The sequence below is a fragment of the Corynebacterium urealyticum DSM 7109 genome (assembly GCF_000069945.1).
GTDB classification, from domain to species: domain Bacteria; phylum Actinomycetota; class Actinomycetes; order Mycobacteriales; family Mycobacteriaceae; genus Corynebacterium; species Corynebacterium urealyticum.
The window spans coordinates 377944-392877 of the sequence record NC_010545.1 but is presented as its reverse complement, the minus strand read 5'-3'; the positions used below and the strand labels follow the sequence as shown (position 1 = coordinate 392877).

The window sequence follows — 14934 nt, the reverse complement described above, 5'->3', positions numbered from 1 at the left end:
GTTCATGCTCGCTTCACCATCAGCACCTTCTTGGCTGGGCGTTTTATCCTGATCAGTTCCGGTTAGGCTTAATCAAGCACGCATGGCCTCATGTGCCGTGTTAAAGCAACGTCAAGTATTCAACCACATCGAACGCGCGAGGCCAAATTTATTTTTCTGAGCCCGCGGTGGCTCGTTCACGGTGGGCGGCGCACGACGGGAGCTTTAACACAGCGTGTGCAACACGCATTAGAATCGCCACATAGTTTTCTCGTAGAGGTTTCAGGCGTGATCGTTGCTGACACCTTATATATAAGGAGGGCAAAACAGTGAGCGATTCTATGGATCCCCGTCGGCGCCCCTCGGCCCCGCGGCGATCCCCTCTGCCTGCCCCACGTTCCGCGCCGTCCGATGAGGGTGGCCCGCAGCCGCCGACTTACCGGCGCGCGAACACACCGGCGCCGGAGCGGAAGGCAGGGCAGCGATCAACCCGCGACCCTCGCTCCGCAGATCACGGCACCGCTCACGGGTCTCGCCCGCGCCCTCGCGCGCAGCAGCCACGCGGCAGTCGACCCATCCCGGAAGGTGAGCAACGCCCCCGCTCGCAGGGTGGGCCCCAGCGCCGCTGCCCGCTTTCCCAAGAAGAGGCCGGCACTCCCCGTTCACGCCAGGGCCAACCGCAGCGCCGTCCCCGCCCCCAGGCATCAGAAGGGGGCCGCCCCACTCCGCCGAGCCAGCGCCGTCCACGTCCGCAGGGCGAACCCCAGCGTCCCCGTCTGCAGGGCGAACCTCAGCGTCTCCGCCCGCAAGGCGAACTCCAACGCCGCCGGCCGCAAGTTCCCGCTGACGGGCAACCGGGCGCTCGCCGCCCGCGTCACCCGCGCCCTGCCGGGGAGCAACCTCGTTACCGCAGGGATGACCAGCCCGTAGGCTCGGCTCCTCGTCGGCGCACCGCGACGTCCAGTAGCCCTGACCATGAGCACCGCGGCCCTCGGCAGGGTCGCACCCTTGGCCCGGAGATGACCGCTGTGCAGCAGCGCCGCGCCCGCCGGGATGAAGAGAGAGCTCAGCACCGGCGGCCGGAACCGCAGCTTGGCTCTGCCTGGCGGGAGACCTCTTCGCGCGATGGCAAGAAGAAGCCACTGTGGTTGAAACTCGGCGCCGCCGCATTGGCCCTGGTGCTCGTGTTTGCGCTCTGGCCCTCGGGCAAGTTCTCCCCTCCGGAGGACTTGGAGAATAACGAAGTAGTCGCAGAGCAGTCGCCTCCCATCGACCCCTCCCCTGTGATCGAGATGTACGTACCCGCATTGAAGATGCACGCCACCTTCGAGGAGGGTCCGTGCCGCGTGAAGGACGGTGCGATCAATCCAGACACGATGGATAAGGCCTGCACCTACACCTCGGAGGACAAGCCCTACTCCCTACCCGGCACCAACGCCAAGGACATCGTGGTCATTACGGGCCACACGGGCGCGGGCGTTCCAGCCGTGTTTAACGACCTCTACGACGGCGCGAAGGATAAGCACAAGGTCAGCATTGGCGACAAGCTCTACCTGCGCACCCAGGCGTCTGGCGACACCTGGCTCGTATACTCCGCCACCGACCTCCACGACCCGGAGAAGGAGGGGCTCTCACAAAGCCCTGAGATTTGGGGCGAGGGCCCCATGCCGGGCCGACTGCTGACGATCAGCTGCATTCAGCCGGCGAACCTGCTCGCCCCGGCGGTCCGCAATGCGGTGGTGGGCTGGCAGTTCCAGGGCACCTCCACAACGGTGGGCAAGGGCGCGGAGGAGCAAGCACCCCAAGAAGCGGAGTAATGACAAGCTGAGAATTCCACCCCTTTTTGAGGGCGTTTCTCATTGTGTGTGCAGAATTTGTTGCGAGAGTTAAGGAAGCGCTTATAGTTGACCCTGTTGATGCCGCCCCCGATGTTTGGCATTACGCAACACCAATTTCTTTCAAGGAGAGACCATGAAGCGTTTTCCACGCACTCTGACCGCCGCCGTCATGGCAGGCGCCCTGGCCGTCGGTGGCGCAACCGTCGCACAGGCTCAGATTCCTGCACCTGCCGAGCTCACCGTTGAAGGTGTCAAGTACCAGAAGCAGGCTAACGGCGAGTACAAGCCTGTCGAGGGCTTCGTTGGCGAGCCCGGCCCGAACCTGACCGAGGAGCAGGCTCAGGAGATCTGGGAGCAGCAGCAGGCTGAGAACGAGGACCCGGAGGCCCCAGCCGAGGGCGACGAGGGCAACAACCCGGCCGAGGGCGAAGGCGACAACGAGGTCGACGAGTCCGACATCCCGGCACCGGCTACCAAGCAGGACTCCGAGGGCAACACCTGGTACCTGCACAACAACGGCGAGATCTACGTCAAGGACAAGAACGACTGGAACGCCGAGGTCACCGACGAGCTCCGCAACGCCTACTACGAGGCTTTCCCAGACGCTAAGCCGGACACCCCGGATAACCAGGGCAGCTCCGACTTCGACAAGAAGAAGCTCGCTTGGCTGGCTCTGCCGGCAGCCCTGATCATCGGTGGCATCGTCTACCACCTGATGAAGGACGGCCAGACCTACACCCCGGACGAGGGTCGCAAGAACGAGGACCCGACCGCTGAGGAGAAGGCTGCTTCCGACAAGCTGCTCGGCGAGAACAAGGACGAGGTCATCGCACAGGGCGGTCAGCTGGCTGAGGGCGCTCAGGGTGCAGACGCCGCAGCTACCGACCGTGGTATCGCAGCCGAGACCGGCTCCAACGCTGCCGCACGCGGCCTGGCTGCACTCGCAGTCGTCGCAATGGTTGCAGCTGGCGCATTCGCAGCTTCCCGCAAGCTGTTCGCCTAAAACGGCATCAACGCTTAACAGCCCCTCACCCGCCGAGCGCAACGCTCTAGGCACAACGGGTAGTTAACACCCCGGCCCACCCCCTCCCCCGGACCATCCGGCGGAGGGGGTGGGCTTTTCTATACCCACACGAGCTCCCAACTGCGATAACCTGAAAGGCATTGCGTACACAGACCGAGAAGAAACGGCAGCGTCAGAGCCAGCCCGGTAGCGCCAGCACGCCACCAGGGCTCCAAAGCACCCAACAAGGGCACACAACCATCGAGAAGAGGCTTCCATGGCCAACCAGGCCCGCAACACCGGCGGCAACCAGAGCTTCCGCAAGAACCCGGAATACGTCAAGGCACGCCGCGCCATCGTCCGCGAACACCACCCGGACCACGGCGGGTCTAACGCGGCCCTCATCGCGGAACTCAAGAAGCTCGACGAGCGCTGGGAGCGCAAAACTGCGTTCAGCGCAGCCCTGCGGGAACAGCTCCAGGAGCACCGCCCCTCCTTCATCGACCCGAAGGCCACAGAACAGGCCATCCAGTTCGCAGAGCGCTACGCGGACCCCGTCGTCTCAACCGCGGACTACCTCGTCGAGCGCGGCGAGAAGGGCGGCAAGTGGCTCAAAGAGAAAGGCCAGGGCCTCTACGAGTCCAAGGTCCCACCCAAGGTGAAGCAGAAGGTCGAGAAGACCGCCCAGGACGTCCTCAACCGCGCCACAAAGCGCTTCAAGAACGGCAAGTAACCCGCCGCACCCTGGGCTTCCCCGTCCCCAGTCCCCGTTTCCCATCCCAGTCCCCCATCCCCTACCCATCGCCCCTCCGTCCCTTAGCCCCTCGGCCTCACCACTTGCCCCTGGGTTCCTGCCCCCTGGTCCTTTGCCTCTGGTCTTTTCCCCAATCTCCCTCTAGACGCAAGAAACCCCCGGTAGCTCGCTGTGAAGCGAAGCTCCGGGGGTTAAAGCTTTCCGCCGGCCCCTAGGGGCTAGCGGCAAGCCGACCGCTTAGAGAAGCAGTATTACTTGTTGATCTTGGTCACACGACCAGCACCAACGGTGCGGCCACCCTCACGGATAGCGAAGCGCAGGCCCTCGTCCATTGCGACCGGCTGGATCAGCTTGACGCTCATCTCAACGTTGTCGCCCGGCATGACCATGTCGGTGCCCTCTGGCAGGGTAACGACACCGGTGACGTCGGTGGTACGGAAGTAGAACTGCGGACGGTAGTTGTCGAAGAACGGGGTGTGACGGCCGCCCTCGTCCTTGGACAGGACGTAGACGGAGCCCTCGAACTCGGTGTGCGGGGTGTAAGCGCCCGGCTTAGCGATGATCTGGCCTCGCTCGACGTCCTCACGCTTCAGACCACGCAGCAGCAGTGCAGCGTTGTCGCCAGCCTCTGCGGTGTCCAGCAGCTTGTTGAACATCTCGATGGAGGTGACGGTGGTCTTGGTGGACTTCTCGCGGATGCCCAGGATCTCGACCTCGTCGTTCAGGTTCAGGACGCCACGCTCAACACGGCCGGTAACGACGGTGCCGCGACCGGTAATGGTGAAGATGTCCTCAACCGGCATCAGGAACGGCTTGTCGGTCTCGCGCTCCGGGTCCGGGATGGACTCGTCGCAAGCCTTCATGAGCTCGAGGATGGAGTCGACCCACTTCTGATCGCCGTCCAGGGCGCCCAGTGCGGAGATCGGGACGACCGGAGCCTCCTCGTCGTAGTCCTGCTCAGCCAGAAGCTCGCGGACCTCCATCTCGACGAGCTCGAGGAGCTCCTCATCGTCAACCATGTCGCACTTGTTCAGTGCAACGAGGATGTACGGAACGCCAACCTGGCGAGCCAGCAGAACGTGCTCACGGGTCTGCGGCATCGGGCCATCGGTTGCAGCAACAACCAGGATGGCGCCGTCCATCTGAGCAGCACCGGTGATCATGTTCTTGATGTAGTCAGCGTGGCCCGGGGCATCGACGTGTGCGTAGTGACGCTTCTCAGTCTCGTACTCGACGTGAGAAATGTTAATCGTGATGCCGCGCTCCTTCTCCTCCGGCGCCTTGTCGATGGCGTCGTAGGCGAAGGCCTTGTTCTGCTCTGGGTAGGTGTCGTGCAGAACCTTGGTGATCGCAGCAGTCGTGGTGGTCTTACCGTGGTCAACGTGACCGATGGTACCGATGTTTACGTGCGGCTTTGTGCGCTCGAACTTTGCCTTCGCCACTTAGTGTCCTCCTGGACTTCTCGGTGGCTACGACTCTCGCAGCCACATTGATTTACTTCTCCGGTTCACCATTTTACCTCTTAAAGGCAGGTAGCTGACAAACCGAAATTTATTATGCCGATTACATACTGTCCTGAAATCAGCAACCAGACGCGCTGGCGCTTGATCTCAGCCACCCTGAAGAACCCTTAAGGCTCTCCAAGTGGGTAACGGCCAGCACACCGCATCATACTCAAATGTGAAGTACTTTAAAAACTTTGATGGTGCGACGTGCAAGCCCCTACCCCACCCCGCAGGTGCGGGGTCGGTGTTTGCCCAGGTTTCTTGCAGTTCCACTGGCGTGGATCGCAACCCAGGCGGGCTTGAAGGTGTAGAACCTCGATGCCGGGAGGCTAGCTAGCGGTACCAGCTAGCCCACCCGCCTCGGGAACTACTTGCCGGTGCGCTCGGCGATGATCTCCTCAGCCACGTTCTGAGGAACCTCAGCGTAGGAGTCGAAGATCATGGAGTAGTTGGCGCGGCCCTGGGTCTTGGAACGCAGGTCGCCAACGTAGCCGAACATCTGGGACAGCGGGACGCGGGCCTTAACGACCTTCGCGCCGGAGCGGTCCTCCATGGAGGACACGGAGCCACGGCGGGAGTTGACGTCACCGATGACCTCACCCATGTACTCCTCAGGGGTGATGATCTCAACGGCCATCATCGGCTCCAGCAGAACCGGCTTAGCCTTCGCCACGGCCTCCTTGAGAGCCATGGAACCAGCCAGCTTGAAGGCCATCTCGGAGGAGTCAACCTCGTGGTAAGCACCGTCCAGCAGGGTGGCCTTGATGTTCACCAGCGGGAAGCCAGCGAGGTAGCCGTACTGCATGGCGTCCTGGATACCCTGGTCGACCGACGGGATGTACTCCTTCGGAATACGGCCACCGGTGACCTCGTCGATGAACTCGTAGGTCTCCTCGGAGCCCTCCTCCGGAACCAGCGGCTCCAGAGCGATGATGACGCGAGCGAACTGACCAGAACCACCGGTCTGCTTCTTGTGCGTGTACTCGAGCTTCTCGACCGGCTTCTTGATGGTCTCGCGGTAAGCAACCTGCGGAGCACCAACGTTTGCCTCGACCTTGAACTCGCGCTTCATGCGGTCAACCAGGACGTCGAGGTGCAGCTCGCCCATACCGCCGATGACGGTCTGGCCGGTCTCCTCGTCCAGCTTCACGGTGAAGGTCGGGTCCTCCTCCGCCAGCTTCTGGATAGCGGTACCCAGCTTCTCCTGGTCAGACTTGGTCTTCGGCTCGATGGCCACCTCGATGACCGGATCCGGGAAGTCCATGTCCTCGAGGACGACCGGGTTAGCGGAGTCGGACAGGGTGTCACCGGTGGAGGTGTCCTTCAGGCCAATGAAGGCGTAGATGTGACCGGCGGATGCGCGGTCAACCGGCTGCTCCTTGTTGGAGTGCATCTGGAACAGCTTGCCGACGCGCTCCGGCTTGTTCTTGGTGGAGTTGATGATCTTGTCACCGGTCTCCACGGAACCGGAGTAGACGCGGACGTAGGTCAGCTTGCCGAAGAACGGGTGAACAGCGACCTTGAACGCCAGAGCGGAGAACGGCTCGTCGCGGGACGGCTTGCGGTTGCGCTCAATCTCGCGATCCTTCGGGTCGAAGCCCTTGATCGAGCCGACGTCCATCGGGTTCGGCAGGTAGTCGATGATGGCGTCCAGGATCGGCTGGATGCCCTTGTTCTTGTAGGCGGTACCACAGAAGACCGGGTATGCCTCGCCGTTGATGGTGAGGTGACGGATCTGCTTCTTGATCTCGTCAACGGTGATCTCCTCGCCGGCGAAGTAGCGCTCCATGAGCTCCTCGTCGGACTCGGCGACAGCCTCGATCAGCTTCTCGCGGTACTCCTCAGCCTTCTCCTGCAGGTCGGCCGGGATCTCCTCGATGGTCGGCTCGGTGCCTGCGGCAACGACGCCTGGCCACATCAGGGCCTTCATCTGCAGCAGGTCGACAACACCCTCGAAGTCGTCCTCAGCGCCGATCGGCAGCTCCATGACCAGCGGCTTCGCGCCGAGGCGGTCGATGATGGTCTGCACGGTGTGGTAGAAGTCCGCACCCAGCTTGTCCATCTTGTTAACGAAGCAGAGGCGTGGGACGTCGTACTTATCAGCCTGGCGCCAGACCTGCTCAGACTGCGGCTCAACGCCTTCCTTCGCGTCGAAGACAGCGACAGCGCCGTCCAGGACACGCAGGGAACGCTCGACCTCAACGGTGAAGTCGACGTGGCCCGGGGTATCGATCAGGTTGATCTGGTTGTCGTTCCAGAAGCAGGTCGTCGCGGCGGACGTAATCGTGATGCCGCGCTCCTTCTCCTGCTCCATCCAGTCCATGGTGGATGCACCGTCGTGGGTCTCGCCCACCTTACGGTTGATACCGGTGTAGAAGAGGATGCGTTCGGTGGTGGTGGTCTTACCGGCATCGATGTGGGCCATGATGCCGATGTTGCGGACCTTCTTCAGGTCGGTCAGTGCTTCGAGTGCCACTGGTTAAAAACTCCGCTCAATCGTTGTCGAGCGGCCCGGACCTTAAGGTTGATGGTCGCATAAGGCCTAGCGAGCCGCATTGGTCTGTTCAGGTTCTATTTTGCCATTTTTATGGCCGTCTGGAGTAGGGGGAATTTTCCCTCCCCCACTACTCCCGCCTGGGCTAGCCGCAGCGACCGCGGCCAGCCGGTCAAGCGACTACCAGCGGTAGTGAGCGAAGGCGCGGTTGGCCTCAGCCATCTTGTGGATATCCTCGCGACGCTTCACGGAAGCGCCCAGGCCGTTGGAGGCATCGAGGATCTCGTTGGCGAGACGCTCAATCATGGAGTTCTCGCGACGCTGGCGGCTGAAGGTGACGAGCCAACGCAGTGCCAGGGTGGTGGAACGGCCCGGACGGACGTCGACCGGAACCTGGTAGGTCGCGCCACCGACGCGGCGGGAGCGAACCTCGAGGGCCGGCTTGACGTTGTCGAGAGCCTTCTTCAGGGTCAGGACCGGGTCGGTGCCGGTCTTCTCGCGGCACTGCTCGAGGGCACCGTAGACGATGCGCTCAGCGGTGGACTTCTTGCCGTCGATCAGGATCTTGTTGACCAGCTGGGAGACGAGGACATCGCCGTACACCGGGTCCTTGACGAGTGGGCGCTGTGCTACTGGACCTTTACGTGGCATGGCTTACTTCTCCTTCTTAACGCCGTAGCGGGAACGTGCCTGCTTACGATCCTTGACACCCTGGGTATCCAGAGCGCCACGGACGATCTTGTAGCGAACACCCGGGAGGTCCCTCACACGACCACCGCGAACGAGCACCATGGAGTGCTCCTGGAGGTTGTGGCCCTCACCTGGGATGTATGCGGAGACCTCGATGCCGGAGGTCAGGCGAACACGGGCGACCTTACGCAGAGCCGAGTTCGGCTTCTTCGGGGTGGTGGTGTACACGCGGGTGCACACGCCACGACGCTGCGGGGAGCCCTTCAGGCCGGCGGTCGCAACATTGCTCGGCTTATCGTGGCGACCCTTGCGGATCAGCTGCTGAATAGTTGGCATAGATAGACTTTCTTCTTTGGGTTTTAAACTTGCAGAAGCCTCGGTATGTCGTGAACCCCCTGGTGGGACACCCACTTGCTGACCTGGGAGGAAAAACACCCTTGAACAGCAAAAAATGGGGGCTCTTTCCGGGGCCACTACCGTTTTGTATCACTCCGCGCACTCGGCACGAAGATCCCTGTATTGAGCACCCTCTGCCGTTTACCCTTCGGTACGCGCCATCGGAGCAATACAATCTACGCCGGTCAGATTACCGCAGTGGCCACCGAAAACCAAATGCGCCCGGATGTGCTTCCGGGCGCAGGTATTTGCAGGTGTTGGCAGACGGAACGGGCCACCTAAGCTTCAGGCCGCCCTCCCCCGCCGGGCGCTACATGCTGCAGCTCTGCGGAATGTCCTTCTTGCCAGCCTTCCACTGCTTGAGCGCATCCTTCACCGCACCGGCGTAGAGCTCCGCCCCCTTCGCCCCCGGGTGAATGCCGTCGACGAAGTCGTCATTCTCCTTCGCAGCCTCGCACCAGTTGGCGAGGTACACGTTGGGAGCCTTGTTCGCCTCTTCGATGAGCTCCTCGTTGGCGTGCGCCATCCAGTCGCGGTCCCCGTAGGGCATCACGTATATGATGACGCGATCCTTACCCACGGTCTGCCGGATCTTCTTGAGCATCTCTGGGTCCCCCGCACCGTCAGAGGGGCCATTGGTGCCAAGGCCGAGCACCACGAACTCGCGCAGCGTCCCGGCATCCGCCATCTGCTGCAGGATCGGCAGGGCCGCGATGTAGTGCCTGCTCTGCGCTGCGTCGACGGTCGCTCCTGGGAACTTTTCCTGCAAGACTTCGGAGGACGCCAACATCACAGAGTCGCCAACCATGCTGATCTTGTTCCCGCTAGGCATCTTGCGCTCTGCGACCGGGATCTTGCTGCCATCCTTCGGGACAGGCGGCGTGGTTTTCGCGGCTTCCTCATTGGCCTTTTGAAGTCGCTCGGACTTTTCCTTCAGATCCGATTCCAGGCTCGATTCGGTGGGCGCGGTGACCAGCCCGCAGGCGGTCAGCGCCCCCACGAGGACGACGGCGAATCCGGCACTCAGTTTGCGCATCACGCCACCACTAAACCAGCCCTTGATCGTCTCGCGGTAACCGTGACGGCGGAACGGCGTTTCGATGTGATTGAAACTCCACTCCGAGATCACGGCGGTGAGCACCACAGCCACGATGCCGACCAACCACTCGGGCGCCTTGGGCGCCAGCACTGGAAGGATCATCACGATCGGCCAGTGCCACAGGTAGATAGAGAAGGAGCGATGCCCCAGCCAACGGAGCACCCGAATGTTCATCCATTCGTCGATGGCATTATCGCCACGCACCAGACCCATGACCACCAGGGAGGTCAGCAGGCTGGCAATAACCAACCCGCCCCGGTAGGTGAATGCGCTTTCCGCGTGCACGGTCATCATCATCGCCACGAGCCCCACAAAAGCGAGCGCGGGGATCCAGTCCGCGAGCAGCTGATGCTTAAACCAGTTGAGGCGGCGGGGGTGAGAATCCGCCACCCGCGACCGCACCGGGGAGGTCAGCAGGAGCGCAACCAGTGAGCCCATCAGCAGACCAAAGGCGTGGGTATCCGTGCCGTAGTACACCCGCGATGGATCCTGCTGCGGGTCGAAGATCAACGCCATCGCCACCATCGAGGCGACCGCCATCACCGCCGTCAACACCGCCATACGCGGGCGGAAGCGGGTTGCGTTACGTTTAACGGCGAGCAGCACCAGCCACACCAGAATTGGCCAGATCAGGTAGTACTGCTCCTCGATCGCCAGCGACCAATAGTGTGCGGTGACCTGGATATCCGACTTCGCGAAATAGGACTCGGAGTTCGCGATCTGTACCCAGTTATTGACGAAGAACGCGGTACCGAAGAACTGGGTGCGCAGCTTCACCGCAAGATCGCCGCCGATCGTCCCCACCACCGCCGTCGTTATGATGAGGACGAACAGGGCCAACGGGGCGATACGCCGCAGACGTCTCTTCCAGAAAACCCGGAAGCTCACACCCTGGGTGAGGGCGACTTCGCGCAGCAGAATCGACGTGATCAGGAAGCCGGAAAGCACGAAGAAGACGTCCACGCCCATGAACCCACCGGGCAGAAGGTCGCCGAAAAAGTGATACAGCACCACGGCTGCCACCGCGACCCCTCGCAGCCCGTCGAGACCCGCGATCTGACGAATTCGGACGTGCACTTCTACTCCCTCCGGCTCAATTTGCCACCACGTGAGATTAGCACCACAGGCGGACAACATTGCAGCCGAAGAGGGGGCTTTAGGGCCATGTTCAGTTAACCCCCAGCTCGCCTTCCCGTCACGGACAGGTGGGAAGTCTCGCAAGTCTCAGGAAGGCCACCGCAACACCGCAATGAGGCTAAGATCACGCCCTCACTACACGTGGACACCAAATGAACAGCACGAACCCTGGACCACAATATGTAGACATTATAGATATGTCACCTTCCATATCTAGCGCTTTCGCTGCTTGCTAGGCCGGGAATTCCACGTATGTTATTTGGTACGAGCGCGGGACAACCCACCCGCCACGGCCCCGCCCCACCGCCCCCCCGACGAGAGGACCCACCATGACCGCCCCCAGCATTCGATCCTCAGCCCACCGCACATGCCGCACGCACAACCAGCAGCAGCGAGTCACCGTCGACCCCACCGGAACGGTCGAGGAATACCTGCACCGCCAGGACTGGCGCATCAACGCCAACGCGAACCAGGACTACTCAATCGGTGGGCTCATCCTCAACGCCTCCGGAAAGATCGCCGCGAACTACTGGCTGGACGAGGTTTTCGCCCCCGAGGCTGGCGCGGCGCACCGCTGCGGTGACATCCACATTCACGACCTCGACAGCCTCACCGGGTACTGCGCCGGCTGGTCCCTGCGCCAACTCCTCGAGGAAGGCTTCGGCGGAGTCCCGGGTGCGATCTCGTCCCACCCACCCCGCCACCTCTCCAGCGCCTGCGGCCAAGCCGTGAACTTCCTCGGCACCCTACAAAACGAGTGGGCCGGCGCCCAGGCCTTCTCCAGCTTCGATACCTACATGGCCCCCTTCGTCCGGCTCGACAACCTCAGCTTCGATGAAGTCAAGCAGTGCCTGCAGGAGTTCGTCTATAACCTCAACGTCCCCTCCCGGTGGGGCACCCAAACCCCCTTCACCAACCTCACCTTCGACTGGACTTGCCCCGCCGACCTCGCCGACCAGACCCCACTGATCGGGGGTGAGCCCGTGGACTTCACCTATGGCGAGCTGCAGACGGAAATGGACATGATCAACCGCGCCTTCCTAGAAGTCATGGGAGCCGGCGATGCCGACGGCCGCCCGTTCACGTTCCCCATTCCCACCTACAACATAACCCCGGACCTCGACTGGCACAGCGCCAACGCCGCACTGCTCTTCGACATGACCGCCAAGTACGGGCTGCCGTACTTCCAGAACTTCCTCAACTCGGACCTCGACCCAGGCATGGTTCGCTCCATGTGCTGCCGCCTGCAGCTGGACCTTCGTGAACTGATGAAGCGCGGCAATGGCCTTTTCGGCTCCTCCGAGCTGACCGGCTCGATTGGCGTCGTCACGATCAACTGCGCGCGGCTCGGCTACCTGCACCGCGGCGACGAAGCAGCACTCTTCGCGGCAGTCGACGAACTCGTGGACCTCGCGGTCGACACGCTGGAGCGGCGACGGCAGTTCGTCGCCGAGAACATGGAACGGGGACTCTACCCCTACACCAGCCGCTGGCTGCCCAGCCTGAACAACCACTTCTCGACCATCGGCGTGAACGGCTGCAACGAGATGGTTCGCAACTTCACCGGCGGGGCCCGCGACATCACCGACCACGAGGGCCACGCGCTCGTCGCCCGGCTACTCGACCACCTCAACGAGCGGCTCCTCGAAGCACAGGAAGCTACCGGCAACCTCTACAACCTGGAAGCCACCCCGGCTGAAGGTGCGACCTACCGCTTCGCCCGCGAGGACCGCGCACGCTACCCGGATATCCTGCAGGCAGGCACCGCAGAGCAGCCGTACTACACCAATTCCTCGCAGCTGCCCGTGGCGCACACCCCGGACCCCTTCGAGGCACTGGCCGAGCAGGAGGAACTGCAGAAGAAGTACACCGGCGGCACCGTGCTGCACCTCTACATGGGAGCCGCGATGAGCTCCGGGGAGGCCTGCGCGGCCTTGGTACGCCGGGCGTTGGAGAGCTTCGAGCTGCCGTACCTGACGGTCACCCCGACGTTCTCGGTGTGCCCGCAGCACGGATACCTGTCCGGCGAGCACCCACAGTGCCCCAGCTGTGGCACCGATACCGAGGTGTGGACGCGTGTGATGGGATACTTCCGCCCGACGAGCAGCTTCAACACCGGCAAGCGCGGCGAGTTCAGCGAGCGGGAGTACTTCCGTGAGGCTGTGGCGATGCAGGTTGGCGAGTTCTCGCCGTCCGCGGTTGGAGCCCGACCGCATGCGTAGTTCCGCCGCTTTTCAGGACGCCAACCGCTTGGCCTTGGCAGGGCTGATTCCCTTTTCTGCTACTGACTGGCCAGGAAAACTGACGGCGACCGTGTTCACCCAGGGTTGCCCGCTGCGCTGCGTGTACTGCCACAATGCGCAGCTGCAGGAATTCCCGGTGGTGGGCGGAGGCGAGCCTGCTGCAGATTTGGGCGGGGCTGGCGAAGGCTCGGGTGGGACTCGCGGAGCCGAGGGGCGACCGCTCTTCTCGGATGCCCTGGAGCTCATGGAGCGGCGCCGAGGGATGCTGGATGGTTTGGTGATCTCTGGTGGTGAGCCACTGGCGGCGGCCGGGCTGGCCGCAGCGCTTGCGGCCACGAAGGTTGCCGGCTTCCCGGTGGGCTTGCACACGAGCGGGTACGCGCCCGCGCGGCTACGCGCCTTGCTGGCCACGGAGGAAACACGACCGGATTGGATCGGGCTGGACGTTAAAGCGCTCCCCCGTCATGCCGCTGCGGTCACGGGGCTGGCGCCGCGGGCCGCGGAGCGAATGTGGGATTCGCTACGGGTAGCCGCCGCCGCGGCGGAGCAGTACGGCGTGGAACTGCAGATGCGCACCACACTGTGGCCGGGCTCGGTGATCGAGCAGCACCTTGAGGAGCTACAGGGCGAGGTCGCAAGGCTCGGGCACGAGCTACACCTGCAGTGGGCCCGGAACGTCGATGACGCCGGGCGCTACGTGGCCTAACGGGGCTTCTTGCCGAAGGTCTTGGTGAAATTCAGGCCCGGGATGCCGGTCTGGATGCGGATCATCTGCTGCCCATTGGCCTTCTGGGTGATGCGGGCCGGCCCCAGCTTGTAGGAGCCGCCCACCCCGCCACTGGAGACGTTGATGCGGCCGTTGCGGCCGACCTTCTTGGACTCACGAAAAAAGATTCCCATGGGCTCAGAGTCTAGCGGGTGAAGCGGAGGGGAGCTCTTTCCTGTCTCGTTGTGCCGGTTGTGGCCTCGCCCGGTTGTGTTATCGACCACGTATTGGTCTGCCCAACACTGCTGACGCTAAGCTCCACTATCCTCTTAGCCATGAACGACGACGCCCTCCGTTGCGATGACAACGACCGCAACCGCGCCCAAGCTCTCCTCCACGACGCACTCGGCCGCGGCCAGATCAGCATCGCGGAGTTCGATGAGCGAGTGCAGCAGTGCATCGTCGCCCAGACCCGAGGCGAGCTGCTCGTGCCGCTGACAGATCTTTTCCTCGACCCGCGCGCGGCACTCTACGGCCACCCGTCGGCCCCTACTGCCCCGACGAGCCCGAGCCCTGCCACGCAGCGTCCTGCGCCCAAAAATAATGGGCAAAGCTTCTGGGAAAAGCTCACTAATTTCAACCGTCCGGCGGTACCCGCACGATCCCCGGAAGAGGTCACCTACTTCACCAACCAGCTGGTCACCGGGGAGAACCTACCCAACAACAGGGTGCAGGCTCTGTTCTCTGACCGCCGGCTCCACCACTGGACCGTCCCTGCCTACCAGGAGGTCCGAGCACACGCCGGAACAGTGACTGTCGACCTGCTTTCGGCACGTTTGGCCTCGCATCACACCACCATCGACGTGGGGGCCGTTTTTGGGGATGTCAAAATCCTTGTTCCAGAGGGCATCCGCGTGCGCATCGACACGGAAGGGTTCTTCGGGGAGACGACCTTCAAGGTCGCCCGTGGGGCTGTGCCACCGGAGCGGCTCCCCGAGAACGCTCCCACACTGCGCATCACGGGGTCCCACAGTTTTGGCTCTGTCGCCGTGCACGTCCGCCGCCTGAACTAGCCGCCGGACGCCCACTA

The 14934-nt window shown here is 62.8% G+C and carries 13 protein-coding genes; 7 read left to right on the top strand and 6 right to left on the bottom strand.

Features of this window, described 5'->3' with window-relative positions; all coding sequences use genetic code 11:
- The first annotated feature begins 564 nt into the window (after positions 1-564).
- The 4 genes from CU_RS10880 (at position 565) to CU_RS01570 (ending at position 3553) form a co-directional block, all read left to right on the top strand.
- The gene (locus CU_RS10880) at positions 565-909 is read left to right on the top strand and encodes a hypothetical protein (protein WP_231837715.1); all 345 of its coding nucleotides are present in this window, start codon (positions 565-567) and stop codon (positions 907-909) included.
- 89 nt (positions 910-998) lie between these two features.
- On the top strand, positions 999-1796 hold the full coding sequence (locus tag CU_RS10875) for a sortase family protein (protein ID WP_231837714.1): 798 nt from the start codon (positions 999-1001) through the stop codon (positions 1794-1796).
- 154 nt (positions 1797-1950) lie between these two features.
- Positions 1951-2820: a hypothetical protein gene (locus CU_RS01575; protein ID WP_012359573.1), complete on the top strand. Its 870-nt coding sequence runs from the start codon at positions 1951-1953 to the stop codon at positions 2818-2820.
- Between the two features lie 277 nt (positions 2821-3097).
- Positions 3098-3553 carry a hypothetical protein gene (locus tag CU_RS01570; RefSeq protein WP_012359572.1) on the top strand — a complete coding sequence of 152 codons (456 nt, stop codon included), beginning with the start codon at positions 3098-3100 and terminating at the stop codon, positions 3551-3553.
- A gap of 272 nt (positions 3554-3825) precedes the next feature.
- Here the strand turns inward: CU_RS01570 and tuf are convergent, their stop codons facing one another.
- The 5 genes from tuf to CU_RS01545 all read right to left on the bottom strand — a co-directional run bounded on the left by tuf (position 3826) and on the right by CU_RS01545 (position 10835).
- Positions 3826-5016 carry an elongation factor Tu gene (gene tuf, locus CU_RS01565; RefSeq protein WP_012359571.1) on the bottom strand — a complete coding sequence of 397 codons (1191 nt, stop codon included), beginning with the start codon at positions 5014-5016 and terminating at the stop codon, positions 3826-3828.
- A 430-nt stretch (positions 5017-5446) separates the two neighbouring features.
- Positions 5447-7555: an elongation factor G gene (fusA, locus tag CU_RS01560; RefSeq protein ID WP_012359570.1), complete on the bottom strand. Its 2109-nt coding sequence runs from the start codon at positions 7553-7555 to the stop codon at positions 5447-5449.
- A gap of 198 nt (positions 7556-7753) precedes the next feature.
- Positions 7754-8224, bottom strand: a complete 471-nt coding sequence (rpsG, locus tag CU_RS01555) for a 30S ribosomal protein S7 (RefSeq protein WP_012359569.1) — start codon at positions 8222-8224, stop codon at positions 7754-7756.
- Between the two features lie 3 nt (positions 8225-8227).
- Complete coding sequence (rpsL, locus tag CU_RS01550; protein ID WP_041628449.1) at positions 8228-8599, bottom strand: 30S ribosomal protein S12; 372 nt, start codon at positions 8597-8599, stop codon at positions 8228-8230.
- A gap of 370 nt (positions 8600-8969) precedes the next feature.
- Positions 8970-10835 carry an acyltransferase family protein gene (locus CU_RS01545; RefSeq protein WP_231837713.1) on the bottom strand — a complete coding sequence of 622 codons (1866 nt, stop codon included), beginning with the start codon at positions 10833-10835 and terminating at the stop codon, positions 8970-8972.
- Positions 10836-11224: 389 nt separating this feature from the next.
- Here CU_RS01545 and CU_RS01540 point away from each other — a divergent pair, with 389 nt between their 5' ends.
- Both CU_RS01540 and CU_RS01535 read left to right on the top strand, forming a co-directional pair.
- Positions 11225-13117 carry a ribonucleoside triphosphate reductase gene (locus CU_RS01540; RefSeq protein ID WP_012359566.1) on the top strand — a complete coding sequence of 631 codons (1893 nt, stop codon included), beginning with the start codon at positions 11225-11227 and terminating at the stop codon, positions 13115-13117.
- Positions 13110-13844, top strand: a complete 735-nt coding sequence (locus tag CU_RS01535) for a radical SAM protein (RefSeq protein WP_012359565.1) — start codon at positions 13110-13112, stop codon at positions 13842-13844. The genes CU_RS01540 and CU_RS01535 overlap by 8 nt, the downstream gene beginning before the upstream one ends.
- On the opposite strand, the gene CU_RS01530 is transcribed toward CU_RS01535, so the two are convergent.
- Positions 13841-14038: a DUF4236 domain-containing protein gene (locus CU_RS01530; protein WP_012359564.1), complete on the bottom strand. Its 198-nt coding sequence runs from the start codon at positions 14036-14038 to the stop codon at positions 13841-13843. The genes CU_RS01535 and CU_RS01530 overlap by 4 nt on opposite strands.
- A gap of 141 nt (positions 14039-14179) precedes the next feature.
- On the opposite strand from CU_RS01530, the gene CU_RS01525 reads away from it, so the two are divergent.
- Positions 14180-14917: a DUF1707 SHOCT-like domain-containing protein gene (locus CU_RS01525; protein WP_012359563.1), complete on the top strand. Its 738-nt coding sequence runs from the start codon at positions 14180-14182 to the stop codon at positions 14915-14917.
- Positions 14918-14934: the final 17 nt, after the last annotated feature.

Excerpts from the sequence above, each read along its gene's own strand:
- rpsL (WP_041628449.1), bottom strand. The coding sequence starts at position 8,599 with ATGCCAACTATTCAGCAGCTGATCCGCAAGGGTCGCCACGATAAGCCG.
- rpsG (WP_012359569.1), bottom strand. The coding sequence starts at position 8,224 with ATGCCACGTAAAGGTCCAGTAGCACAGCGCCCACTCGTCAAGGACCCG.
- CU_RS01540 (WP_012359566.1), top strand. The coding sequence starts at position 11,225 with ATGACCGCCCCCAGCATTCGATCCTCAGCCCACCGCACATGCCGCACG.
- CU_RS01575 (WP_012359573.1), top strand. The coding sequence starts at position 1,951 with ATGAAGCGTTTTCCACGCACTCTGACCGCCGCCGTCATGGCAGGCGCC.
- CU_RS10875 (WP_231837714.1), top strand. The coding sequence starts at position 999 with ATGACCGCTGTGCAGCAGCGCCGCGCCCGCCGGGATGAAGAGAGAGCT.
- CU_RS01530 (WP_012359564.1), bottom strand. The coding sequence starts at position 14,038 with ATGGGAATCTTTTTTCGTGAGTCCAAGAAGGTCGGCCGCAACGGCCGC.
- CU_RS01525 (WP_012359563.1), top strand. The coding sequence starts at position 14,180 with ATGAACGACGACGCCCTCCGTTGCGATGACAACGACCGCAACCGCGCC.
- CU_RS01570 (WP_012359572.1), top strand. The coding sequence starts at position 3,098 with ATGGCCAACCAGGCCCGCAACACCGGCGGCAACCAGAGCTTCCGCAAG.
- CU_RS01535 (WP_012359565.1), top strand. The coding sequence starts at position 13,110 with ATGCGTAGTTCCGCCGCTTTTCAGGACGCCAACCGCTTGGCCTTGGCA.